Annotated in this window: 20 protein-coding genes; 14 read left to right on the top strand and 6 right to left on the bottom strand. The window is 65.9% G+C overall.

All coding sequences use genetic code 11. From position 1 onward, the window contains the following. Position 1: 1 nt before the first annotated feature. Positions 2-4,756, top strand: a complete 4,755-nt coding sequence (locus H6A21_RS05430) for a 2-hydroxyacyl-CoA dehydratase (RefSeq protein WP_239462683.1) — start codon at positions 2-4, stop codon at positions 4,754-4,756. 76 nt (positions 4,757-4,832) lie between these two features. Here H6A21_RS05430 and H6A21_RS05435 read toward each other — a convergent pair whose 3' ends face one another. From H6A21_RS05435 to H6A21_RS05445, 3 genes are all read right to left on the bottom strand, one after another. Continuing rightward, positions 4,833-5,819, bottom strand: a complete 987-nt coding sequence (locus H6A21_RS05435; protein WP_204561104.1) for a glycosyltransferase family 2 protein — start codon at positions 5,817-5,819, stop codon at positions 4,833-4,835. After that, positions 5,812-7,863: a DUF6020 family protein gene (locus tag H6A21_RS05440; RefSeq protein WP_204561106.1), complete on the bottom strand. Its 2,052-nt coding sequence runs from the start codon at positions 7,861-7,863 to the stop codon at positions 5,812-5,814. The genes H6A21_RS05435 and H6A21_RS05440 overlap by 8 nt, the downstream gene beginning before the upstream one ends. Positions 7,864-8,038: 175 nt before the next feature. Beyond that, complete coding sequence (locus H6A21_RS05445; protein ID WP_204561108.1) at positions 8,039-8,827, bottom strand: type III pantothenate kinase; 789 nt, start codon at positions 8,825-8,827, stop codon at positions 8,039-8,041. Positions 8,828-9,027: 200 nt separating this feature from the next. Between H6A21_RS05445 and H6A21_RS05450 the strand changes: the two genes are divergently transcribed. The 4 genes from H6A21_RS05450 to lgt all read left to right on the top strand — a co-directional run bounded on the left by H6A21_RS05450 (position 9,028) and on the right by lgt (position 12,604). Then, entirely contained in the window at positions 9,028-10,707 is a 1,680-nt protein-coding gene (locus tag H6A21_RS05450; RefSeq protein WP_204561110.1) for an OPT/YSL family transporter, read from the top strand. 144 nt (positions 10,708-10,851) lie between these two features. Continuing rightward, positions 10,852-11,133, top strand: coding sequence for a NifU family protein (locus tag H6A21_RS05455; RefSeq protein ID WP_204561112.1), 282 nt, complete (start codon positions 10,852-10,854; stop codon positions 11,131-11,133). 111 nt (positions 11,134-11,244) lie between these two features. Continuing rightward, positions 11,245-11,691 (top strand): hypothetical protein, encoded by a 447-nt coding sequence (locus H6A21_RS05460; RefSeq protein WP_204561114.1) that lies wholly within the window; start codon positions 11,245-11,247, stop codon positions 11,689-11,691. A gap of 88 nt (positions 11,692-11,779) precedes the next feature. Next, a complete protein-coding gene (gene lgt, locus H6A21_RS05465; protein WP_204561116.1) occupies positions 11,780-12,604 on the top strand; it encodes a prolipoprotein diacylglyceryl transferase in 825 nt (274 codons plus the stop codon). Between the two features lie 98 nt (positions 12,605-12,702). On the opposite strand, the gene H6A21_RS05470 is transcribed toward lgt, so the two are convergent. From H6A21_RS05470 to H6A21_RS05480, 3 genes are all read right to left on the bottom strand, one after another. Beyond that, positions 12,703-13,362 (bottom strand): potassium channel family protein, encoded by a 660-nt coding sequence (locus tag H6A21_RS05470; RefSeq protein ID WP_204561118.1) that lies wholly within the window; start codon positions 13,360-13,362, stop codon positions 12,703-12,705. Between the two features lie 9 nt (positions 13,363-13,371). After that, a complete protein-coding gene (locus tag H6A21_RS05475) occupies positions 13,372-14,025 on the bottom strand; it encodes a potassium channel family protein (RefSeq protein WP_204561120.1) in 654 nt (217 codons plus the stop codon). Positions 14,026-14,098: 73 nt separating this feature from the next. Continuing rightward, on the bottom strand, positions 14,099-16,927 hold the full coding sequence (locus tag H6A21_RS05480; RefSeq protein WP_204561122.1) for a cation-translocating P-type ATPase: 2,829 nt from the start codon (positions 16,925-16,927) through the stop codon (positions 14,099-14,101). 585 nt (positions 16,928-17,512) lie between these two features. On the opposite strand from H6A21_RS05480, the gene H6A21_RS05485 reads away from it, so the two are divergent. From H6A21_RS05485 to H6A21_RS11295, 9 genes are all read left to right on the top strand, one after another. Further along, complete coding sequence (locus H6A21_RS05485; RefSeq protein ID WP_204561124.1) at positions 17,513-18,319, top strand: YebC/PmpR family DNA-binding transcriptional regulator; 807 nt, start codon at positions 17,513-17,515, stop codon at positions 18,317-18,319. A gap of 156 nt (positions 18,320-18,475) precedes the next feature. Further along, complete coding sequence (locus H6A21_RS05490; protein WP_204561126.1) at positions 18,476-19,012, top strand: hypothetical protein; 537 nt, start codon at positions 18,476-18,478, stop codon at positions 19,010-19,012. Position 19,013: 1 nt separating this feature from the next. Then, positions 19,014-19,394, top strand: a complete 381-nt coding sequence (locus H6A21_RS05495) for a DUF2273 domain-containing protein (RefSeq protein WP_204561128.1) — start codon at positions 19,014-19,016, stop codon at positions 19,392-19,394. A 57-nt stretch (positions 19,395-19,451) separates the two neighbouring features. After that, positions 19,452-19,985 carry an Asp23/Gls24 family envelope stress response protein gene (locus tag H6A21_RS05500; protein ID WP_204561130.1) on the top strand — a complete coding sequence of 178 codons (534 nt, stop codon included), beginning with the start codon at positions 19,452-19,454 and terminating at the stop codon, positions 19,983-19,985. A gap of 357 nt (positions 19,986-20,342) precedes the next feature. After that, positions 20,343-21,092: an ATP-binding cassette domain-containing protein gene (locus H6A21_RS05505; RefSeq protein WP_204561137.1), complete on the top strand. Its 750-nt coding sequence runs from the start codon at positions 20,343-20,345 to the stop codon at positions 21,090-21,092. After that, on the top strand, positions 21,085-21,810 hold the full coding sequence (locus H6A21_RS05510) for a methionine ABC transporter permease (RefSeq protein WP_204561139.1): 726 nt from the start codon (positions 21,085-21,087) through the stop codon (positions 21,808-21,810). The genes H6A21_RS05505 and H6A21_RS05510 overlap by 8 nt, the downstream gene beginning before the upstream one ends. A gap of 76 nt (positions 21,811-21,886) precedes the next feature. After that, on the top strand, positions 21,887-22,750 hold the full coding sequence (locus H6A21_RS05515) for a MetQ/NlpA family ABC transporter substrate-binding protein (RefSeq protein ID WP_204561147.1): 864 nt from the start codon (positions 21,887-21,889) through the stop codon (positions 22,748-22,750). Positions 22,751-23,003: 253 nt separating this feature from the next. Beyond that, on the top strand, positions 23,004-24,161 hold the full coding sequence (locus H6A21_RS05520) for a DUF4013 domain-containing protein (RefSeq protein WP_204561149.1): 1,158 nt from the start codon (positions 23,004-23,006) through the stop codon (positions 24,159-24,161). A 15-nt stretch (positions 24,162-24,176) separates the two neighbouring features. Then, positions 24,177-24,363, top strand: a 187-nt coding sequence (locus H6A21_RS11295; RefSeq protein ID WP_204561151.1) for a zinc ribbon domain-containing protein, incomplete at its 3' end; no start/stop codon positions are given.

Below are 24,363 nucleotides of genomic sequence, written 5' to 3' on the forward strand. Positions count from 1 at the left end.
CATGGGATTCTTCAAGAGGAAAACGGATGACAAGGCGGCCGATCAGGTCGTCGAACCCGCGACGGTCGACGCCGCGAGCGCGGGCGCGCAGGCGGCAGAGGGCGTCGCCTGCGCGCCCGCTGCCGCCGAGTCGAACGCGCAGGTCCCCGAGGGGGCGATCTGGAACCCGGATAACGCCTACGGCACCCTGCACCTGGGTATCGACGTGGGCTCCACCACGGTGAAGCTCGCCGTGCTGAACGATGACAACAACATCGTCTACGCCAAGTACCAGCGCCACCATACCGACGTGCGCGCCTGCGCGCGCGATCTGTTCGTGGGCGCGTCCGGCCTCCTCAAGAACCTACCCATGACCTGCGCCATCACCGGCTCGGGCGGTCTTCTGCTCAGCCAGTGGCTCGGTCTGGAGTTCGTGCAGGAGGTCATCGCGAGCAAGCGCGCCGTGGAGACCCTCATCCCCGAGACGGACGTCGCCATCGAGCTCGGCGGCGAGGACGCCAAGATCATCTATTTCGACCAGGGTATCGAGCAGCGCATGAACGGCACCTGCGCCGGCGGCACGGGCGCGTTCATCGACCAGATGGCGACGCTTCTGCACACCGACGCCTCCGGCCTGAACGAGCTGGCGAAGGGTGCGACCACCATCTACCCGATTGCCTCCCGCTGCGGCGTGTTCGCCAAGACCGACGTCCAGCCGCTGCTGAACGAGGGCGCCCGTCCCGAGGACGTGGCCGCCTCGATCTTCCAGGCCGTCGTGACCCAGACCATCTCCGGCCTGGCGTGCGGCCGCCCCATCCGCGGCAACGTCGCCTTCCTCGGCGGCCCGCTGCAGTACCTCTCCGAGCTCCGTCGCCGCTTCTACATCACGCTCGAGCTCGACGAGGCGCACCGCATCGTGCCCGAAAACGCGCATCTGTTCGTGGCAAGCGGTGCGGCCATGGCGCACGAGTCCAACAAGCTCGCGACGTTCCCCGAGCTCATTCGCGCCATCGACGCGCTCGGCGATACCCAGGGTTCCGAGGTCGCGCGCCTAGACCCGCTGTTTGCCGACGAGGAGGCCTACCGCGAGTTCAAGGAGCGCCACGACCGCGAGGTGGTGCCGAAGGGCGATCTTGCGAGCTATAGCGGGCGCCGCGTGTTCATCGGCATCGACGCCGGTTCCACGACGATGAAGGCCGCCATGGTCGGCGAGGACGGTCAGCTGCTGCACACCTGGTACGGCAACAACAACGGCGACATCCTCGGCACGGCCAAGACCATCATGGCCGATTTCTACGCGCATATCCCGGCGGGCTGCACCATCGGTCACGTGACCACGACCGGCTACGGCGAGGCGCTGCTCATCGAGGCGCTGAAGGCCGACTCCGGCGAGATCGAGACCGTGGCGCACCTGCGCGGTGCCCGCGCGTTTTTGCCCGGCGTCCAGTTCATCCTGGACATCGGCGGCCAGGATATGAAGTGCCTGCGCGTGCGCGACGGCGTGATCGAGCACATCATGCTGAACGAGGCGTGCTCTTCGGGCTGCGGCAGCTTCATCGAGAGCTTCGCGGTGTCCATGAACATGGACGTCGTGCAGTTCGCGAAGGAGGCCATCGGCGCGAAGAAGCCGGTCGACCTGGGCAGCCGCTGCACCGTCTTCATGAACTCCCGCGTGAAGCAGGCGCAGAAAGAGGGCGCCACGGTGGGCGACATCGCGGCCGGCCTGTCCTACTCGGTCATCAAGAACGCCCTGTTCAAGGTCATCAAGCTGCGCGACCCGTCCGAGATCGGCACGCAGGTCATCGTCCAGGGCGGCACGTTCATGTCCGACGCCACGCTGCGCGCCTTCGAGCTTCTGACCGGCCTTGATGCCGTCCGTCCCGACATCGCCGGCTGCATGGGCGCCTACGGCGCCGCCCTGCTCGCGCGCGACCGCGCCGGCGCCGAGGGCGTCTCGCATATCCTTTCGGCCGACGAGATCGCGACGCTGACCGTGACGCAGAAGCATGCGCGCTGCGGCCGCTGCTCCAACAACTGCCAGCTCACCATCAATGACTTCGGCGGCGGCCGCCGCTTCATCACCGGCAACCGCTGCGAGAAGGGTGCGGGCCACAAGAAGGGGAAGACCGAGGCGCCGAACCTGTTCAAGAAGAAAAACGAGCTGCTGTTCGACCGCGCGTGCCTGGCGGCGGACGAGGCTCCGCGCGGCACGGTGGGCATCCCGCGCGCGCTCAACATGTATGAGGACTACCCGTTCTGGCATGCGCTCTTCACGAAGCTCGGCTTTGCGGTGGTGCTGTCGGACGACTCGACCAAGAAGACCTACGAGGCGGGCATCGAGTCCATGCCGTCGGAGTCGGTGTGCTACCCGGCCAAGCTCTCCCACGGCCACATCATGAACCTCATCGACAAGGACCCGGACTTCATCTGGATGCCGTGCATCCGCAAGGAGCGCAAGGAGGATCCGGCGGCGGGCAACTGCTACAACTGCCCGATCGTCATGAGCTATCCGACCGCGCTCGGTCTCAACATCGACGAGCTTGCCGAGAAGGACATCGAGTTCATGTACCCGTTCGTGCCCTATAACGACCGCGTGGAGCTCAAGCGCCGCCTGTACGAGATTCTGGCGGTCGACCGCGTGGCCGACGCCGAGGCGGGTCGCGGCCGCGTGCGCGGGCCGAAGCTCACGCGCCACGAGATCGACGAGGCCGTGAACTACGCCTATGAGGTGGACGCTGAGTTCCACGAGCAGATCCAGACGATGGGCGAGGAGGCCATCCACTGGATCGAGGAGCACGGCGGCCACGGCATCGTGCTCGCCGGCCGTCCCTACCACAACGATCCCGAGATCAACCACGCCCTGCCTGAGCTCATCAGCTCGTTCGGCTTCGCCGTGCTCACCGAGGACTCGGTGGCGCACCTCGTGAAGCCCGACCGCCCGATCCGCGTCGTGGACCAGTGGATGTACCACAGCCGCCTCTACCGCGCGGCCAAGCTCGTGACGCTGCGCAACGACCTCGACCTCATCCAGCTGAACTCGTTCGGCTGCGGTCTGGACGCCCTCACCACCGACCAGGTACAGGAGATCCTCGAGGGTTCCGGCAAGATCTACACCGTGCTGAAGATCGACGAGGTCTCGAACCTCGGTGCGGCGCGCATCCGCATCCGCTCGCTCATGGCGGCCCTCAAGGACCAGGAGGCCGAGCGCGCGCTCGCTGCCGCCGCGGTGGGTGAGACCTATGAGCAGGGCGATGCCGCTCCGGTCGCGCCCTCCGACGAGGCGCCCGTGTTCGCGACGCACAAGTACGCGCTGTCCGCGCAGCGCCGTGCCGCCTCGGCGGCGTTCCCCAAGGTGAAGTTCACCGAGGAGATGCGCCGCGAGGGCTACACAATCCTCTGTCCGCAGATGGCGCCCATCCACTTCGACCTGGTGAAGGAGGTCTTCCGCAAGAACGGCTACAACCTGGAGCTTCTGCCCTCCACGGACCGTGGCGCCGTCGAGGCGGGCCTCAAGTACGTGAACAACGACATCTGCTACCCATCGATCCTCGTGACGGGCCAGATCATGGAGGCCATCGAGTCCGGTCGCTACGACCTGTCGAAGACCGCCGTCATCATCTCGCAGACCGGCGGCGGCTGCCGCGCCACGAACTACATCGCGCTCATCCGCAAGGCGCTGAAGGACTCCGGCCATCCCGAGATCCCGGTCATCTCCATCTCCGCGGTCAAGCTCGATGAGGACAACCCCGGCTTCAAGGTGACGCCGCAGATCCTGAAGGCGGCCGTGTACGCGGTGCTCTACGGCGACATCATGATGCAGATGCTCTACCGCTGCCGTCCCTACGAGGCCGAGCCCGGTGCTGCCAACGCGCTGTACGAGAAGTACATGGCGAAGGCCCGCGAGCTGGCGCCGACGTTCACGCGCCGCAGCTACACGAAGCTCGTGCGCGAGAGCGTGCGCGCGTTCGACACCATGCCGCTTGTGGGCGAGGGCACCAAGCCGCGCGTGGGCGTGGTGGGCGAGATCCTCGTGAAGTTCCACCCCACGGCGAACAACCACGTCGTCGACGTCATCGAGCACGAGGGCTGCGAGGCCGTGGTGCCGGGCCTGCTCGACTTCTTCCTGTTCGCCATGAGCGGTGCGGAGAACGACCGCGGTGAGCTCGGCAGCTCCGCCGCGCAGCGCGCGGCCATGAGCGCGCTCATCAAGCTCATCGACTGGATGCGCGGCCCTGCCGACGAGATCCTGGAGAAGTCGCGTCGCTTCGAGCGCCCTGAGCCCATCAGCGCGCTCGCGGATAAGGCGAGCCAGGTGCTGTCGCTGTGCAACACGATGGGCGAGGGCTGGCTGCTCACGGCTGAGATGCTCGACCTCATCGACCACGGCGCGCCGAACATCATCTGCACGCAGCCCTTCGCCTGTCTGCCGAACCACGTGGTGGGCAAGTCGGTCATCAAGGAGCTGCGCCGCCGTCACCCCGAGAGCAACATCGTGGCCGTCGACTACGACCCGGGTGCCTCCGAGGTGAACCAGCTGAACCGCATCAAGCTCATGATCTCGGTCGCTAAGGAGAACATGCGCGCGGGCAAGGGCTTCACCCTCGAGCACATCAAGCCGCTCGAGATGGACGCGGTCGACGCGCACTTCCGTCCGCATCACGCGGAGGATGCCGACATGCGCAATCCGTTGGAGGATGAGGGCGGTTCTTGCCGCGCCTGCGGGGCGGTTTCCGAGGAGGCGGTCGCTGCCGTCGCGGAGCGCCTGATGCGGAAGTAGCCGCGCGAAACCTCGACAGCTTGCAAAAGGGGCCGTCCTTCGGGGCGGCCCCATTGTTCTTTGAGGACAGCCACTTCTACAAAGCTCGTTCCTGCGCCTCGTAGACGGAGAGTTCCCAGCGCTTGCGCTCGTTTTTGGCGACGGTGTCCAGGATGACGCCCGTGCAGAGCGACAGCGCGCCGCAGAACATGAGAGCGGATGCAAGGATGGCCGAGGGCACGCGGCTCACGTACGAGGTCGCCAGGTACTCGCCGATGACCGGCACGCCGGCGATGAGGCCGGCGACGCCGAAGAGGATCGCGACGAGCGTGAAGAACTTCAGGGGCCGGTAGTCTTTGAAGAGCGACCCGACGGCCATGAGGACGCGCATGCCGTCCGAGACGGTGGAAAGCTTCGAGGTGCTGCCCGCCGGGCGGTCGCGGTAGTCGATGGGAATCTCGCGGATGCGCCAGCGCTTGTCCACTGCCTGGATGGAGACCTCGCACTCGATCTGGAAACCGTTCGAGAGGACGGGCATCGTCTTCACGAACAGGCGCGAGAAGGCCCGGTAACCGGTCATGACGTCGTGGAAGCCGTAGCCGTACATCAGGCGGATGAGCCAGCGCACAAGGTTGTTGCCGAAGGTGTGGAAGGCCCGCGTGTTCTCGCGCGCGTAGGTCCCGTTCGTCAGGCGGTCGCCCACGGTCATGTCCGCCTCGCCGGAAAGGATCGGCTCGATGAGGTCGCGGGCGGCTTCGGCCGGGTAGGTATCGTCTCCGTCGACGAGCAGATAGCAGTCGGCCTCGATGTCGCGGAACATCTGGCGGACCGTCACACCCTTGCCCTGGCGCGGCTCGAAGCGCACGATGGCGCCATGAGCCCGTGCGATTTCGGACGTGCGGTCAGACGAGTTGTTGTCGTAGACGTAGATGGCAGCCTCCGGCAGCTCGCGGCGGAAGACGTCGACGACCTTGCCGATGGTGATTTCCTCGTTGTAGCAGGGTATGAGCACGGCGACGCGCTCCGTAACCTTGCTGCGCGCCGCGGCGCGTGCGGCTTCGAGCGGGTACGTCTCATTATTCATCTGAGCTCACCTCTTCTGGGTGTCGGTTGCCGCGCGCGAGGTACGCGAAGGCGTACGGCATGACGACGGCGAGTGGGTAGGCGTAACGGAAATACGTGACGGCATTGCACGGGCCGATAAGTGTGATGAGCAGGATTGCCCACAGGGGCGAAAGCACGACCGCCAGATTGCCGTGTCGGGTGCGCAGGGCGTAGGCAGTCAAGACGACGAGGCTCCAGCAGTAGAGGGCGGCCTGCATGGTCAGGGTGGTGAGCGGCAGCTTCTGGAACGCCGTGCGCCACAGCGAGCACAGAGTATCGAGCTTGGTGATGAACGTGCTTTCAGGCGTCGAGAAGGAGAAGTAGGGCGTGAGCATGTCCCAGTCCATAACTTCGCGGCTGAACTCGGAGGTGTAGGACCAGCGGGTGGAGTGCCCGGCGTAGAAATAGCCGTAGTAGTTGGCGGCGGTCGCCTCCAGATAGCAGACCGGGTCGCGCGTGAGCTCGTCGGCCCAGACGCGTAAGTAGGCAGCAAGGTCGTTCGCCGTCGCGTCCTCGTTGTAGGTGTTCTTCACGGCGTCGGATTTGTTCGGGTCATAGGCCTCGCCGATGGTGTCGATATCCAGGACGGCGCCGATGGCGTCGCGCTCCTGCTGGCTCAGCTCATCGCCATGCTTGCTCACGTAGCGTGCCGTCTGTTGGAAGGGGATGGAGAGGGTCTCACGGCGGCTGCCCGGCGTGATCTTGAGGGCGGGGTAGACGACGCCGGTGAGGGCGACGTTGACAGCCGCGACAGCGATGAATACGCCGAGGGCGATGCGCAGGCCGCGCCGCGTGCCGGCAAGCGGGCGATGGCGTTTCTGCGTGCGCAGGCAGGTGATGGCGACGGGGGCCACGCCCGCCGCGACCGCGACGAGCATGCCGTTGCGCGCGAGGGTCATCCCGAGGGCACCTGCAACGAGAAGGGCGATGTCGCGGACGGCGAAGCGCGCGCCCTCATCGCGCTGGGCGTGCACGAGCAGGATGAGCTGCGAGACGAACAGCAGAAGCGCCGCGGCGAACAGGACGTCTTTGGTCAGCAGCACGGCGTAGTTCGAGAAGACCGGCACGATGAGCACGAAGGCGAAGGCGGCTATGCGCTCCTGGCGCGCGCATCCTACGCGCGCAAGCACCGCATGGGCATGGGCGAACGAGCAGATGACCAAGACGAACTGAAGGCAGATGTAGAGGAAGACCCCGGCGGTCTCGCTGTTCCACAGGGCCAGTCCCAGCTGAACGAACGATCCGATGAGGGCGGTCGTTGCCGGCGGGTGGTGCTGCGTGAGGATGGTCACGTCAGGATCGATGAGGTTCAGGTAGGAGCTTGCGTTGTTGGGGTGGCCGAACCACTGCAGGATCTGCGTGCCGGTATCCCACATGAACAGGCCCGGCGCGTATCCGATAAGACAGGGGAGCCAGGCGAGGGCGAGCAGGGCGGCGGGACCTGCAAACGGGTAGCGGTCGAATATGAACGCGAGGGCACGGCTGGCGCGCGACGCGGTGCGGGTGCCGCTTGCGGGCGCGACGCCAGACGGTGCGCAGGTCCGGTCGAGAAAGCTGAAGAGGTAAACGATACCCGTGTGCGCGAGCAGCAGCCAACCGGAAAAGTTCAAGGTTGCCTTAATGCCCTGCGAGATGCCGCCGCAGACGAGCTCGGCGGTCCCGGCGACATCGAAGCTGCGCCCGAACACCATGGCGAGCGCAAACAAGGCGGGCACGATCCAGGTGGAGGCGCCGCGCGCCAGATCGGTGTCGCGTCGGAGAAAGACCTGTTCCATCGGGCGCGCGAGCGCAAAGCCGAGCGCGATGACAAGCAGGCTGTTCTCACGCGCGGGAAACGAGCAAAGGACCTCGAGGGCGATGTAGACGGCACCGGTGGGGTCGGGCCAAAGCGCCTCGACGGCCTTCGTCGAGACCGGGGCGAGGTCGACCGAGACGAGCAGGGCGCACAGCAAGCCCAGCACAACCGCGCAGAGCGTGCGTGCGCTTCGGTGCGGCTCGCGTGCACGCATCGCCTGCCGATCCATCTCTCGCCCCCATCAGATTTTCGTCATGCAAATCGCCGGAAAGTCTATCAGGGGGGGGGTAGGCGCAAGTCAAGAGATAAAAAGACTGACAAAAACGTAAGCGAATCTTCACGTGGTTTGAGTGAGGCGACAGGATGCCTGCCATAATGCGACACGCTCCTTAAGGCTGCATGTCCTACGGACGGTTTGCCTGCCAAAGGAGCGCCAGCCCGCGCAGGGTGAGTGTGTCGTCCACGGTGACAGCGTGACGCAGCAGGGCCGCGATGGCCGCGGTACCGTCGCCCGTGACGATGACGGGCGTGTCGTCCGTGCAGCCGAGCTCTGCCAACATGGCGTCGATGAGGCCGTCGATGCGCGCCGCCTCGCCAAGCACCACGCCCGACTGCATGGCCGCCCGCGTGCTGCGGCCGATGACGCGACGCGGTGCGCGCAGCTCGATTTCGGGCAGGCGCGCGGCGGCGTCGGCGAGTGCGCGGGCGCCGAGCGCCACGCCCGGTGCGATGATGCCGCCCGCGAAGGCCCCTGCGGCATCGATGGCCTCGAAGTTCGTGGTTGTACCGAGGTCGACGACGATGGCCGGAGCGCCGTAGGCGCCACGCGCGGCCACGACATCTGCCACGCGGTCGGGCCCCACCTCGGAGGGATCGTCGTATTTCATCTGCACGCCCGATTTCAAACCGGGTCCCACGACAAGCGGGCGCGCTCCGCAGGCGCGCAAGAGCGCCCGGCGCCAGGTGTCGGTCAGCGAGGGGATGACGCAGGAGAGGATGGCCCCGTCGGCCGTCGCCGCGGGCAGCAGCGTTTGCGCCTGGGCGATCTGGATGCACGCCTCGTCGCAGGTGAGGGGCGATGCCGTCGTGAACTCGCAGGTGCCGATAAGCTCCGGCGCTCCTGTGCCGCCCGCGGCGAACAGGCCGAAGCGCGTCGTGGTGTTTCCCACATCGACGGTCAGCACGGTATCCATAGCGCTCCTTGCGACAGGCGTGACAGTATAGGGTGCCATCATTCTAGAGCATGACGGAAGGGGAGGGCCGGCAGGCCGAAGCCGTGATGCTGCTATGCATCCTCAAGATGATGGAGCTGCAACTTGTCCCATCTGCCATAATCCGAAGGCGTAACCCGACTTCCCGATCGAGGGGGAGCGGATATACGAAGGAGAATACTATGAGCTCAACGAGCGACCGCGCGGGTCTGCGCGGGCAGCTGTCTGCAGCCGGCATGCTGATCGGTTGCATCGGCTGCGTCATCATCACGGCGTCCTCGGTGTACACGGCCCTCAAGATGGGCTCGCTGCCGTGGCCGACCATCTTCACCTCCATCACCGCGCTCGTGCTGTTGCGCGCGGTGGGCAGAACGTCTCTTGGCGAAGCGAATATCACCCAGGTCATCATGTCCGCCGGCTCCATGGTTGCCGGTGGTCTCGCCTTCACCATCCCGGGCATCTGGATGCTCGGCCTCACCGACGAGGTCGACTGGATCGAGATGCTCGCCGTGGCACTTGCGGGCACCCTGCTCGGTCTCGTGTGCACGGCGCTCATCCAGCGTCACTTCGTCGAGGAATCGGACTTGGAGTACCCCATCGGCACCGCGGCGGCTGAGACGCTGATCGCGAGCCGCGCCGGTGGATCGACGGGCAGGAAGCTCTTCGGTTCCATGGCGATCTCAGGGCTCTGGTGCGTTGCGCGCGACGTGCTCGGCCTCATGCCGTCGCTTGTGGCGCAGCTTCCGGTGCCGGGCGTCGCCTTCGGCATCCAGAACTCGCCCATGCGCTGGGCCGTCGGCTTTCTGGCGGGTCGCCGCGCCATCATCTACTGGGCGCTCGGTGCGGTGCTCGGCTGGTTCGGTATCGTCGTGGGCGGTACCGCCCTCGGCCTGTGGGACGCCGTCGGCGCCCAGGGTATCGTGAGCAGCCTCGGAATGGGCCTCATGATGGGGTCGGGCGCCGGCGTGGTCATCCGGGACATCGCCCTGCCGCTTATCCGTCGGGCGCGCGCGGGCCGTGCGCGCGTGGACGCTAAGGGTGCCGGCGGCTCACCTGGGTTCGTCTCGCGGCTCATCACGCGCTACGACGCCGGGATGCTTGCGCTCATGGTCGCCTCCGCCGCGCTCATCGTCTGCTTCGCGCTGGGGCTCGGGCCGCTCGTCGCCATGGCGGTGGTGCTGCTCGCTTTCGTGTGCTCCGTCATGAGCGCGCAGTCGGTCGGCCAGTCGGGCATCGACCCCATGGAGATCTTCGGCCTTATCGTCCTGCTGTTCGTGGCCGCCTTCTCCGAGGCGACCGAGGTGCAGCTCTTCTTCGTCGCGGGCGTGATCGCCGTGGCGTGCGGTCTTGCGGGCGACGTCATGAGCGATTTCAAGACGGGTCAGATCATCGGCACGAGCCCGCGCTCCATGTGGATGGGGCAGGCCATCGGCGCCGTGCTCGGCACATTCGTGGCCGTGGCGGTCCTGGTCGCGCTCGTGGGCGCCTACGGCCCCGACGCATTCGGCCCCGACGCGCTGTTCGTCTCCGCCCAGGCGAATGTGGTCGCCACGATGGTGTCGGGCATCCCGAGCGTCGGGGGCTTCTGCGCGGGCCTCGTTGCCGGCACGGTGCTCTACTGCGCGGGCATCCCGTCAATGATGCTCGGTCTCGGCGTGTACCTGCCGTTCTACATGTCGCTCACGACGGTGCTCGGCGCCGTGGTGCGCTGGGTGTACGACCGCGTGTGCGCCTCGCGCGGGCTTGACGCGGAGGCATCCGAGGAGACGGGCGTCGTGGTGGCGTCGGGCGTGCTCGGCGGCGAGAGCATCGTCGGGGTTATCGTGGCCTTCGCGACGGTCGCCGCGGGGCTCGCCGGCTGACGGCGCCAAACCGGGTATATTGCATGGGCTTTTTTGGGGAGCGTATCGAGAACCGCAGGCGGGGAACAGTTCTTGGTGTCATGATATGATAAACGCTACCTGCGTGCATTCTCCTGTGCGCATCACTGTAGGAAAGGAGCCCTTGTGGCCGTTAACGAACAGCTTCTGCTCGCCGTGCTCGACGAGATCCGTCCGAATCTCCAGGCCGACGGCGGCGACATGGAATATCACGGTGTGGATGACGACGGTGTCGTCTCCCTCGAGCTCACCGGTCATTGCGCCGGCTGCCCGATGAGCCAGCTCACGCTCTCCATGGGCATCGAGCGCATCCTGAAGGAACATGTGCCCGGCGTGACGCGCGTCGTGGCCGTCAACGACATGAATGGCGGCATGACCGACCTGTACGACGAGTACGCGCCGTTCTAAGCCTTCAAGCAACGTGAACGAATGGGGCCGCGTCAAGCGGCCCCATCGCTGTTGAGGGGCTATGTCCGCCGCGGGGCGCACATGACCCGGTGCGGGCGGCAAGGAGGAGTTATGGGCAAGCGCGATCGCAATACGGCGCCTGCGGCATCGCGCAATGACGCGGCGCCCCAGATGACCCGGGTCGCCCCGGGCGCTGCGGTGGGGCATACGGCCGGGCGAGACGTTGCGCCCATCGACCCGAAGGGTCCTGACGGCGTGGCGCGCTGCTGGGAGGTGCGCGGCTGCGAGGGTGTGTACGGCTTCACCGGCTATATGGTCGACGAGTGCCCGCACAACGTGGCCGACCGCTATTCACCCTGTCCGGCGACCTGCGTCTACACGCACTGCCAGCGCCCCTGGCATGCGGAGGCGACCTCTCTTGAGGACCTGCTCGATCCGCGTGTCGACCGCATGTCCGCCATCAAGGAGGAGTGCCGCCGCTGCCTGCATTTCATCCGGCGCGGCCCGGCGGCGCACCCGCGGGACGCCGGTGCCGTCGACGCCCAGAACGGCGATTGACGCGTATCGCCTGCAGGCGCATCCTCGGACGCGATGCATCGCAGGCCGGTGTCGCCTTCCGTGCCCATCCATCTGAAAGGGGGATCTCGTGCTGAACGAGCTCTACCATAGCCTGGACCCCGTCGCGTTCTCGGCGGGCCCGATCACCATCTATTGGTACGGCATCTCCTATATCGTCGGGGCGCTGCTCACCGGCGTGGTGATGTACCGGACGCAGAAGCGCTGGGGGCTGAACATCTCCGTCGACGACCTCATGACCGTCGTCGTCTGCGTGGTGTTCGGCCTGCTCATCGGCGCCCGCCTGTTCTACGTGCTTTTCTACGGCGACGGGTACTACTTCGCCCATCCGCTCGAGATCTTCGCGGTGAACCACGGCGGCATGAGCTTCCATGGGGGGCTGGTCGGCGGCATTCTGGGCGGTCTTGTCGCCTGCCGCATCTGCCGCCTTTCCGCCTGGACCGTGGCCGACCTCGCCGTCATCGGCGCGCCGATCGCGCTTGCTTTGGGACGCTGCGCGAACTTCATCAACGGCGAGCTGTGGGGCAAGCCCACCGACCTGCCGTGGGGCGTGGTGTTCGAGAGCGGTGGCGACGTGGCGCGCCATCCCTCGCAGCTCTACGAGGCGCTGCTCGAGGGCGTGCTGCTGTTTGTTGCCATGCAGCTGCTGTCGCGAAAGCGCCCGCTTCTGCCGCAAGGCACGTTCATGGGCGGCTTCATCGCGTGGTACGGCGTCGCGCGCATCCTCGTCGAGTTCGTGCGCGTGCCCGATGCGCAGCTGGGCTATCTCTTCGGCGGCTTCGTGACCATGGGACAGCTGCTGAGCCTGCCGCTGGTGATCGTCGGCGTCGCGTTGATCGTCTTCGCGCTGCACGCGAAGCGCCCGCAGCGCGGCTACCTCGACGAGCGCGCATAGGCGCTGCACCGGACATATACATATAACGGCGCCCCGGCTGGGTTTGGACCTCGCCGGGGCGCCGTCATGTAGAGGGGGCGCGATTACCCGCCTTGCGGTTATGCGAACAGGCGCCGGATGCCGTCTTTGCCCTCGCGGCTGCAGAACAGCACGGCCTCGTCGCCCGCGCGCAGAACGGTGCGTCCGTTCGGGACGGAAAGGCTGCCGGCCCGGTCGACCGCCACGACGATGGTCTGCTCGGGAAACTCGATGTGGGAAAGCGGCATCCCATCGACCCTCGAGCCGGGCTTCACGGTCGCCTGGACGATGCTGTGCTCGTCGCGGCCGAGCTTCATGAGGGTGAACATGTCGCGCAGGCTCATGCCCTCGCGGATGAAGCGCGTGAGGATCTCGGCCTGGTTGACGCCCGCATCGACGCCGTTTGCCGGCGTGAACATCCAGGCGTTCGCCGGGTCGTTCACGCGCGCGACCACGCGCGGCACGGAGAACTCCATCTTGGCGAGCATGGCGATGACGAGGTTCACCTCGTCTTTACCGGTGACGGCCGCCATGACATCTGCCATATGGATGCCGGCGCGCTCGAGGGCGCGCGGGTCCGCAGCGCTGTCCTCGATGATGGTGCAGTCCGGGCACGTGCGGCGCAGGCGCTCGACGGCATCCGCGCGCTGCTCGATGACGGTGACGGTCTCGCCGTCTGCGCACAGCTGGCTGGCCAGGTGGGCGCCGATCTTGCCTGCGCCCGCGATGATAATCTGCATAGCTATCGCCTACTCTCCGATGCCGAGCATCTGCTTGAACTTGCGGTTCGCCGAGGTGGCGACCGCTGCGTAGATGATGTCGCCGTCATTCAGAACAGTACCCTGCGTGGGGATGAACGTCTCGTTGTTGCGCGAGACGGCGACGATCTGGACCTCGCCGAGTGCGGTGAGCTCGCGCACGGTCGAGCCGCCGAGCAGCGCCGGGATGTCGGCGCGAACGAGGTGCACGTCGCCGGAGCCGACCTCGTAGACGCCGTCGAGCTGCCCGTAGGTCAGAAGTTCGCAGACACGCGAGATGCCCCACGAGTTGGGGGAAATGGTCTGGATGTCGAGCCGGCGGTAGGTTTCGGCCTTGGAGAGGTCGTGCAGGCGCGCGATCACGCGGGGGACGCGGAACATGCTGCGCGCCACGTGCGCGACCACGATGTTGGCCTCGTCGGAGCCCATGCACGAGACGAGGGCGCTGGCGCGCATGATGCCCGCTTCCTCGAGGACGGCGCGATCGAATCCCACGCCCAGGACCTTCTTGCCGGTGAAGGAGGCGTCGAGCGCGTCGAGCGCCGCGCGGTCGCTATCGATGGCGGTGACGGAGAAACCCTGACGGGAGAGGCGCCGCACGAGGCCTGCGCCCATGAAGCCGACTCCCACGACGATGACGTTCATAGTGCATCACCTTTCTTGACAAAAGGGAAAAACGATTCAAACGAGCTGACAGCCGATATGGACGGGTCCATGGCTACCTCGCCTGCCCACGGCGTGCGTCGCGGTGGCGCAGCCATGCCTTGCGCGCCTCCTCGATCGCGATGACGACCGGTGGGATGCAGCAGAGGAAAACGTAGTCCTGCCAGCCGAGCGGGGCGGTGTGGAACACGCTCTGCAGCGGCGGGAACACCGTGAGGAACACGATGAGGGCAACCTCGAAGACGATGCCGATGACGATCTGGCGGTTGGCGAAAAGGCCGATCTTGAAGACGGAAGTCTTCTCGGTGCGGCAGTTCATGACCTGGCCGATCTGGGCGAACACGATGCCGGCGAGCGTCATGGTCGTCGCCTGGATGTAGATCGGGTCGGCGTCGTTGCCCACGCCTGCGAGCGGCACGGCCGGCCAGCCGTTCAAGATGTTCACCAGGAAGTAGCCGACCATGGCGGCGATGGAGCCCATGAGGCCGTACCACAGGAAGGCCTTGACGAGCACGCGCGGGTTGAGCAGGCGCTCGCCCGGGTCGCGCGGGGGCTGGTCCATGACGGTGCCCTCGGGCGGCTCGGTGCCGAGGCCGAGCGCGGGGAGCATGTCGGTGCCCAGGTCGATGGTGAGAATCTGCATCGTGGTGAGCGGGAGCGGCACGGAGCCGCCGGAGAGCAGGTAGACGGCGTTCGGGACGGCCTCGGGCGCGTTGGAGTTCAGGATGTAAAGGAGGAACTTGCGGATGTTGCTGTACACCGCGCGGCCCTCCTCGATGGCCGCCACGATCGAGGCGAAGTTGTCATCGGTCAAGATCATGTCCGCGGCCTCCTTGGCCACGTCCGTGCCGGCGACACCCATGGCGACGCCGATGTCGGCCTTCTTGAGCGCCGGCGCGTCGTTCACGCCGTCTCCCGTGACCGCCACGATCTCGCCCATCTCCTGCAGGGCGGTGACGACGCGGAGCTTTTGCTCGGGCGCCATGCGGGCGAAGACCACCTGGCCGCCGAGCTTGCGCTTGAGCTCGTCATCGTCCATCTGCGAGAGTTCGAAGCCAGAGATGACCGTCAGGTCGCCGCCGTCCACGATGCCGATGCGGCGCGCGATGCTCGCAGCGGTCAGGCCGTAGTCGCCGGTGATCATGACGATGCGGATGCCGGCGCGACGGCACTCCGCCACGGCGGCGGCGACCTCGGGGCGCGGCGGGTCCATCATGACCTCGAGGCCCACGAACGTGAGGTGGCACTCGATGTTGTCGGGCGTGTAGGAGCTTAAGGATGCCGGAACGCCCTGCTTGGCCGCCTCGGAGCCGAGGGGACGGTAGGCCACGGCGAGCACGCGCAGGCCGTCGGCGGCGTAGCCGTCGTTGGCGGCCATGATGCGGCCCCGCAGCTCCTCGGTCATGGGCATGACCTTCCCATCGACGCGGATGTACTCCGCGAGGCGCACGACCTCGTTGGGGGCGCCCTTGACGAAGGCGATGCGGCTCGCCCCGTCGATGGGGTCCTCGAGACTGTGAACGGTCGTCATGCGCTTGCGGCGGCTTTCAAAGGGGAGCTCCTTCACGCGCGGCATGCGGCGCTCGAGCTCGACGGGGTCGATGCCGCCCTTCTGGGCGGACACGATGAGACACGCCTCGGTGGGGTCGCCGTAGACCTCGTAGCGCCGACCCGCCTCCTCGGGCGCATGCAGGCGGGCGTTGCCGCACAGCAGGCCGCCTTCGAGGAGCAGCTCGAGGTCGGGGTCGTCCACGGCGCGATACGCGGTGCCCGCGGCCTCGATGGTGCCTTCCGGCGCGTAGCCGACGCCTGTGACCTCGTACTCGCGGGTAGCGGTCCACAGGTGGTTGACCGTCATCTCGTTTTGGGTGAGCGTGCCGGTCTTGTCGGTGCAGATGACGCTCGTGGAGCCGAGTGCTTCGACGGAGTTGAGCTTCTTCACGAGGGCGTTGCGCTTGCTCATGCGCTGCACCGCCATGGCGAGCGACAGCGTCACGGTCGGCAGCAGCCCCTCGGGGATGAACGCCACGACCATGCCGAGTGCGAAGATGAACGACTGCGCGAAGGGTTCATGCACGACGAACAGGGAGAGCGCGAAGAAGGCGAGGCCCATGCACATGGCGAAGATGGTGACCTGCTTGGTCAGGCGATCGAGGTCGCGCTGCAGCGGGCTTTCGGCATCCTCCATGTTCTGGGTGAGGCTGGCGATCTTGCCGAACTCGGTGGCCATGCCGATGCGAACGACGACGGCGCGGCCGTTGCCCTCCGACACGCTCGTGCCGGCGAACACGAGGTTCGGGATCTCGGCTGCAGACAGGCCCTCTTCGAGGACGGCGTCGGACGTTTTGCGCGAAGGGTTCGACTCGCCGTTCAGCGTCGATTGGTTCACCTGCAGATCGGAGCTCGCGATGACGCGGGCGTCCGCCGAGATCTTGTCGCCCTCGGCGAGCAGCATGATGTCGCCGGGCACGAGGTCCTCCGCGAGCACCTTCTGCTCCTGGCCGTCGCGGATGACGTTGGTGTAGGCGGGCAGCATCTTCTTCAGCGCCTCGGTCGCCTGGCTTGCGCGATATTCCTGCCAGAAGCTGAAGACGCCGTTGATGATGTTGACGAGCCACACGGCGCAGCCCAGCTCGGGCAGCCCCGCGAGAAACGCGATGATGCCCGCCGCCCACAGCAGAATCGCCATGAGGTGGGTGAAGTTGGACAGAAACGCGAGCACGGGCGAGCGTTTCTTGCCGGATTCGATCAGGTTCTTGCCGAAACGCGTCTGGCGGCGTGCGGCCTCGTCGCCCGAAAGGCCGCCGGGGCCGACATCGAGCCTGTCGAATGTTTCGTCGATCGGTTGTTTTCTGATGATTTCAATGAGGTCTCCGGAATCCATTCCGGATAGATTGGCACCCTTGGGCGCAGTGTGCGCACCCGAGCCTGTGCCAGCCGCATCCTGCGGCGACGCGGGGGTTTGCGTTCCCATAATCCCCATCCTTTCCTGCACCGTAAACTGGTCTTTCGGTGAGAAAAAAACGAAACTTATAGGCCACGGGGCTCGCGCATGCTCTCGTGGTGGCACGCATCATAGTCATGTGTTCGCGTGGGTGCAAGACTTTTTTTCGGGATATTTTTTTCACCCGCTTTCCGGTCGCAGCCCGAGCGGTCGGATGCAGGGGCCGAAAGGTGCCATCGGACCGGTCGCATTACACGCTCATGACGGCTGGCGGCGCGAATGCGCCCCCGACGGGGTTCGTGCGCGGCGTTACGCCTGCGCGCGGGCGGCAGCGGGCGGTGCGCGCAGGCGGCTGCGAAGGAGTGCTCGCCCGCTGTCCCGACAATGCTGTTTACGTGGCAGGGCGTGCTTGCTCTTTTGCGCGGGGCGCAATCGGTATATCATGCCTTATCGTGTGTTTCTATGGGCCGGGGCACAAGCGCCCTGTGCGCGGCTGCCGGCTGGATCAGATAGAAGGAGCTTTGCATGTCCGGACACTCTAAATGGGCAACCACCAAGCATCGCAAGGGCGCGCAGGATGCCAAGCGCTCCGCGCTGTTCTCCAAGCTGAGCCGCAACATCACCGTTGCCGCCCGCCTGGGCAACGACCCCAACCCCGACAACAACGCCAGCCTGGCCGCCGCCGTGGCCAAGGCCAAGGCGCAGTCCATGCCCAAGGATAAGATCAAGAGCGCCATCGACAAGGCCTTCGGCACGGGCGCTGACGCCGCCGTGTACGAGAACATCGTCTACGAGGGCTACGGTCCCGCCGGCGTCGCCGTGTACGTCGAGTGCCTGACCGACAACCGCAACCGCACCGCCGCCGACGTCCGCTCCGCCTTCAGCCACGCGGGCGGCAACCTCGGCACCTCCGGCTCCGTCGCGTTCCAGTTCGAGCGCAAGGGCCAGGTCGTGGTCTCCAAGGAGATTGTCGATCCGAACGACAAGAAGGAGAACATGATGGCCAACGGCGCCGCGGGCGACGAGGAGGAGTTCATGATGGCCGTCGCCGAGGCCGGCGGCGAGGATTACGAGGACGCCGGCGAGGAGTGGGTCGTGTGGACCAACCCCGGCGACCTCATGGCCGTCTCAAAGGGTCTCGAGGAGCAGGGTATCGAGGTCAAGGGCTCCGAGCTCACTATGGTCCCCACCACCCCGACCGACGTGAGCGCGGCGGACGCCAAGAAGGTCCAGCGCCTCATCGACCGCCTCGAGGAGCTCGATGACGTCCAGGACGTCTACAGCACCATGAACATGACCGACGAGGTCATCGCCGCTCTGGAGGAGGAGTAGGCGCGCGCGGGTGCGCCCGCGTCGCTTTGACTTAGAGACGGGCCGGGTCTCGCGGATGCGAACCCGGCCCTTCGTGTATGGACGCCTGCGTACGCTGTGTCCGTTTCGGGTATACATCACCGCAGGCAGACCGAATACACCGAGGGGAGCTGACATATGCGCGCGATCAGGAAGATCATCGCTGCCATATATCTCGTGGCAAGCGCCTGCGTGGTCGCGGTGCTCGCATGCCGCCTGATGGAGGTCGACCTCGGCCGCTTCGAGCGGGCCCTCGAGAGCTCAGCGGGTCGCATCGCGCTGCTCGTGTGCGCCGCCATCACGGCGGCGGGCGCACTCATCATGGCCATCCGCGCTTTCGCCGAGCGCCCCGAGCCCACGTGCGTGCGCGTGGCGGGCAACCCCAGCATCGAGGTGACGCTCGCCGCCCTCGCCTCGACCGCGTGCCGTGCGGCGCCGGGCGGCGACGACGTGATGATCGAGTCGGTGGAGGGCAAGGTCTCGGGGCGCGACCGCAGCGAGGCACGCCTGACCATCGAGGCCATCGCGTTTACCGACCAGGGGCTCGATGAGCTCGCCTGCCGGATGCAGCAGCGTGTGCGCGAGGCGTGCGAGCGCCTGCTCGGCGCCGAGGGCGTGACCTGCCGCGTGCGGTTCCTTCCCAGTAAGACCACGATCGTGACCAAGGAGGTCTAGCGTGAGCGATACGGCGAAATCCGAGGGGCGCAAGACGGCGCCCAAGCTGACGATCGACCAGACACCCGAGCCGGATGTCGATGAGACGCGCTCCGACGCCGCCTCTGACGTGCGTGCCGCGGCGTCCGAGTTCGGCGAGGAGGCGGCGGGCTTCATCAAGGGGGTCGGCGCCTCGCTGTGGGCATACGTGCGCACCCATCACTACACGGTGCTCTACGGATGCATCGGCTTTGTACTCGCCATCCTCATCCTGACGCTCGGCCTGTGGTCGACGATCGTGATCGCGGTGTTTGCCGGCGTGGGAGCCACGCTTGGCCAGATCCGCGACGGTGACAACGGCATCGTCAACTTCTTCCGCCGGTTGTTCTCCGGCAAGCGCTAAACCGTCAGGTGCGGCCGAGCCTGTGCGCGGAGCCGTACACGAGAAAGGGGACCACCCATGACCGATGAGCTCAAAGTGGAAGTCGAGACCGCCGACGAGGGCACCGCGCCCGCCGCGGACGCCCATGACGCCAAGCCGGCAGAGGTCGAGCAGAAGGAGGCCGACCACAAGGATGCCGAGGGCGAGGAGCTGGATGACGAGGAGCTCGACTCCGAGGATTCGCTGACCTACTCGAACGGTGTGATCGAGAAGATCGTCGCCATCGCCACGCGCGAGGCCGACCACGTGCTCGGCATGAAGGGCAACCTTATGCACTTCGTGCAGGAGACGCTCGGCGCCGAGAACCTCACGAAGGGCGTGTCCGTCGAGGTCACCGACGACAACCGCGTCATCGTGAACATCTCGGTGATCATCGAGTACGGCGCGTACGCGCCCTCGATCTTCGAGGACGTGAAGGAGCGCGTGACCACGCAGCTCACCGCCATGACCGGTCTTGAGGTCGCCGGTATCAACCTGCGCATCGAGGACGTGATGACGCGCGAGGAGTACGCCGCGAGCCACAAGCGCGCCCAGGAGGCGGCGTCCGAGTAACGTCATCAGCCGATTCGGGTGTCCTCATCGGGGACGGGGTAGTTTGGAGACATCATGCGCCCGGCCGGGCGCATGATGTCTCCAAACTACCCCGTCCCCGATGAGGACACCCTTCTATATTTCGATGTTTTTACGACGAGTGGCTTGAGGTTGCATCGGCGTGTATGCCCTGTTAGGCTAGGCTTCATGTTTACGACTTCCGCACATACGATGATGGTCATGATGATGCCCTCGCCCGGGCACTTTGCCATGCCGCGCGATGGTCGCGGGCAGGCCGAGACCGGGCGCCTTCGTTAGGTCGTCTCCGGCGGGAGTCGACCCGCCAGTTTTCAGACCAACTCATCGGGTGGTGTTCTCGTGATACAAATCAAGCATCTTTGCAAAGCGTATGAGGGCGCTGAGGGTCCCGCACGCGCTCTCGATGACATCTCATTCGATATCGCCGACGGCGACATCATGGGGATCATCGGCATGAGCGGCGCGGGCAAGTCGACGCTCGTGCGCTGCATCAACCTGCTGGAGCATCCCACGTCGGGCCAGATTATCGTCGACGGGCAGGACGTGACGAGTCTGTCGGGGGCGGAGCTTCGCAGCTATCGCCGTCGCGTGGCCATGATCTTCCAGAACTTCGGCCTGCTTGCGCAGAAGACCGTGCTCGACAACGTGTGCTTCCCCTTCCTCGCTGCGACGGGCAAGGTCACCTCTGACAACCGCACCCGCGCGCTCGAGCTGCTCGACATGGTGGGGCTGAAGGAGAAGGCCTCCTCCTATCCCTCTCAGCTCTCCGGCGGCCAGCAGCAGCGTGTGGCCATCGCCCGCGCGCTCGCATGCGGTCCCGAGTACATCCTCTGCGATGAGGCGACGAGCGCCCTCGATCCTGCGAGCACGAACACCATCCTGAAGCTTCTGCGCGACATCAACCGCAAGACGGGCGTCACGATCATCGTGATCACGCACGCCATGAGCGTCGTGGAGAAGATCTGCCGCAACGTCGTGGTGCTGGAGCACGGACGCGTGGTGGAGCAGGGGAGCGTGGCGGACGTGTTCGCCAACCCCGTGTCGCAGGCCGCGAAGGTCCTGCTTGAAAGGGTTGATTGGGATGCTTGATGCCGTGAACTCCTTTATCGCCGAATACGGCGAGCTGCTCGCCGAGGGCACGCTGAGCACCATCATCATGGTGATCGTGCCCACGCTCATCTCCTACATCATCGGCACCGCGCTCGGCGTGGTGCTCTACCTCACCGCCCCCGGATCGCTGCGCCCGAGCCCCAAGCTGAACGCGGCGCTGGGTTGGGTCGTGAACATCCTGCGCTCCTTCCCGTTCATCGTCCTCATGGTGTTCATCATCCCCTTCACGCGCTTCATCATGGGCACGGGATCGGGCATCCTGGGTACCATCCCGCCGCTTGTGCTGTCCGCCTCGCCCTTCATTGCGCGCATGATCGAGCAGTCGCTCGCCGAGGTGCCGCGTGAGAGCGTGGAGGCCGTCGAGGCCTGCGGCGCGAGCGTGCCGCGCATCGTGTTCTCGGCGCTGCTGCCCGAGGCCCTACCCTCCATCGTGCGCGGCGTGGCTGTCGTCCTCATCTCCGTGCTGGGCTACACCGCCATGGCGGGCGCCATCGGCGCAGGCGGCCTCGGCGACATCGCCGTGCGCTACGGCTACTACCGCCGCGTGGACGAGGTCATGATCGTCGCCGTGATCATCCTCGTGATCATCGTCCAGGTCATCCAGAGCATCTGCGATCTGGCGGCTCGCAAGGTCGACCATCGCGGTGCGCGCAAGGCCAAGGCCTCGAAGCGCGCGAAGGACAAGCGCGACGCCTAAGGGGCGCAGTCTCCAGCTGCCTTCATCGAGTTTCCGACAAGACCGTTTGCATCTCCTTATTCAGAAAGGTTTTCCCATGAGCATCAACGCTTCCATCTCCCGTCGCTCCTTCATCGCCGCCGCTGCAGGCATCGTCGCTGCCGGATCGCTTGCCGCCTGCGGCAACACGTCCGATAACGCGGGTTCCGCCGAGGTTGTGGGCGCTACGACCACGCTGACCGTCGCCGCGAGCCCGAGCCCGCATGCCGAGATCCTGAATGACTTCGCCGCCGAGAAGCTCGCCGATGAGGGCATCACGCTCGAGGTGAAGGAGTACACTGACTACATCCTGCCGAACCAGGACACGACTGCCGGCGAGGTCGACTGCAACTACTTCCAGCACCTGAACTACCTCAACAACTACAACGAGGAGAACGGCACCGACCTCGTGAGCGTCGGTAAGATCCACTTCGAGCCGATGGGCGTGTTCGCCGGCAAGTCCGACGACCTCGCCAACATCGCCGACGGTGCCACCATCTCGGTGCCGAACGACGCGACGAACGAGGGCCGCGCCCTCATGCTGCTGCAGGAGCAGGGCATCATCACGCTGGCTGATGGCGCCGGCGTGACCGCGACGCCGAACGACATCGTGGACAACCCCCACAACGTCAAGATCCTCGAGCAGGAGGCAGCCATGCTGCCCTCCACGCTCGCCGACGTGGACTTCGCTGTCATCAACGGCAACTACGCCATCGACGCGGGCCTTGCGCTCGCCGATGCGGTCGCGCAGGAGAGCGCCGACTCCGATGCCATCAAGAACGAGTACGCGAACGTCATCGTGACCACGCCCGAGCTCGCCGACGATGAGCGCATCCAGGCGCTCGTGGATGTGCTCACGACCGACGAGTTCAAGGAGTATCTCTCCGAAACCTTCGGCGATTCCGTCCAGGCTGCGTTCTAGGTTCGGACTGGGCCTAATCGTCACATAGTCCTGAACGGCGTCCTGTCTGTCCCCACGTGGGATGGGCGGGGCGCTGTCTTCATTGGGGACGGGGTAGTTCGGTGCCACCCTGCGCCCGACCGGGCGCAGGGTGGCACCGAACTACCCCGTCCCCAATGAAGACACCAGAGGTGCTCTATCTGCGCTACAGTTACACGAAGGGATTATTAGACACCTCAGGCGCGTCTCGTGCGCCGCGTACGAAGGGGGAGAGATGTACTGCAATAAGTGCGGTAGCCCGATGGCGGAGACGGCGCGATTCTGTCCGCGCTGCGGGGCGCTGAACCCGCGCGCCGCCCAAGCGGATTCACCTGTCCAGAACGCTGCCCCCACCGCGTCGACGCCAGTGCCCGAGGCGGGTTCTACTGCCTGGTCCTCACCGTCAGTCGCTTCCGCGGGAATGCCGTCAGGTGCCTATCAGAAAGGATGCCTCGCCCAGGCGTTCGACGACATCACGAAGGTGCCGGCTGCATTCCAGCGCGTGCTCAAGATCGCGTTCGTTCCCGGTATCATTGCCGTCATCTCGACCATCGCCTTCATCATTCCCGTGGTGGGTTGGGCTGTCGGTGTGATCGGGTTGGTGCTGTCGGGGTTGGCGAGCCTGTGCGCCGTCGGCTATGCAATCGAGTGGGGACGTGCGCTTCCTCGCGGGCGCGGCTTCGAGGAGAATGCCCCGCTTTTGCGAACATCGCTGCTCTCCCTCGGCTTTTTCAGCAACGCGTTGAACGGGCTGTTCGTCGTGTTGTCGTCCGTGCCGTTGATAATCGGAATCGTGTTCTTCCTCTTTACCGTTGGCACCGGCGCGACCGCGTCGATTCTGGGGTACGGTGTGTCGAGGAGCATGGCAAACTTCGTTTCCGGCTTCGTGATGCTCGTCCTTGTCGTGGCCGTTATCATCTCGATCGTGCTGAGCGTCCTGCTCACCATGTTTTCCGACGCCACCGTCATGCACATGGCGGTGTCGGGGCGCGTCGAGTCCACGTTCTCTTTGGGCAAGGTGTTCGCGGCATATAAGCGCGAGCCGGGGAAGCTCTTTTGTGCATCGATCCTGCCCGGTATCATCGTGGGGATTGTCCAGTTCATCGTGGATCTGATTCTGGGCGCGTTCGCGTCCGGGGCGCTCGGTGCGTGGCTGCAGCGCAACACGTTCGGCGATTCGTTTGGCGCTTTCATCGCGCTCATTCCCTTGCTGGTCTCGGTCGCCCTGCTGCTGTTCGTGACGATGTGCTCCGGTGCCTTTACGAGTGTTCTCAAGTTCCGCGCCCTCGGGTACTGGGCCGAGCGTTACGCACCGGCGTGGTTGCATGAGGGTGACGACGACTTCGCCCTTCCCCTGTCCGGCACGACGTCCGCGTCCTCGACCTCTCGATAGATTGGAGCATGTGGTATGTACTGCGCGCATTGTGGAGCTCAGATTCCCGACACCGCCTCGTTCTGCCCGCGCTGCGGCTCGCCCACGGCAGCCGGTGCGCGTGCCCGGGCGGCCGCGTCGACGGATGCCCAGGCGGCTGGCGGGCCGGCGATGCCCCAGCAGCCCAGCGGACCGACGATGCCCCAGCAGTCCGGTCCCACCC

The sequence above is a fragment of the Collinsella tanakaei genome, from assembly GCF_016902615.1.
Classification (GTDB): domain Bacteria; phylum Actinomycetota; class Coriobacteriia; order Coriobacteriales; family Coriobacteriaceae; genus Collinsella; species Collinsella tanakaei_A.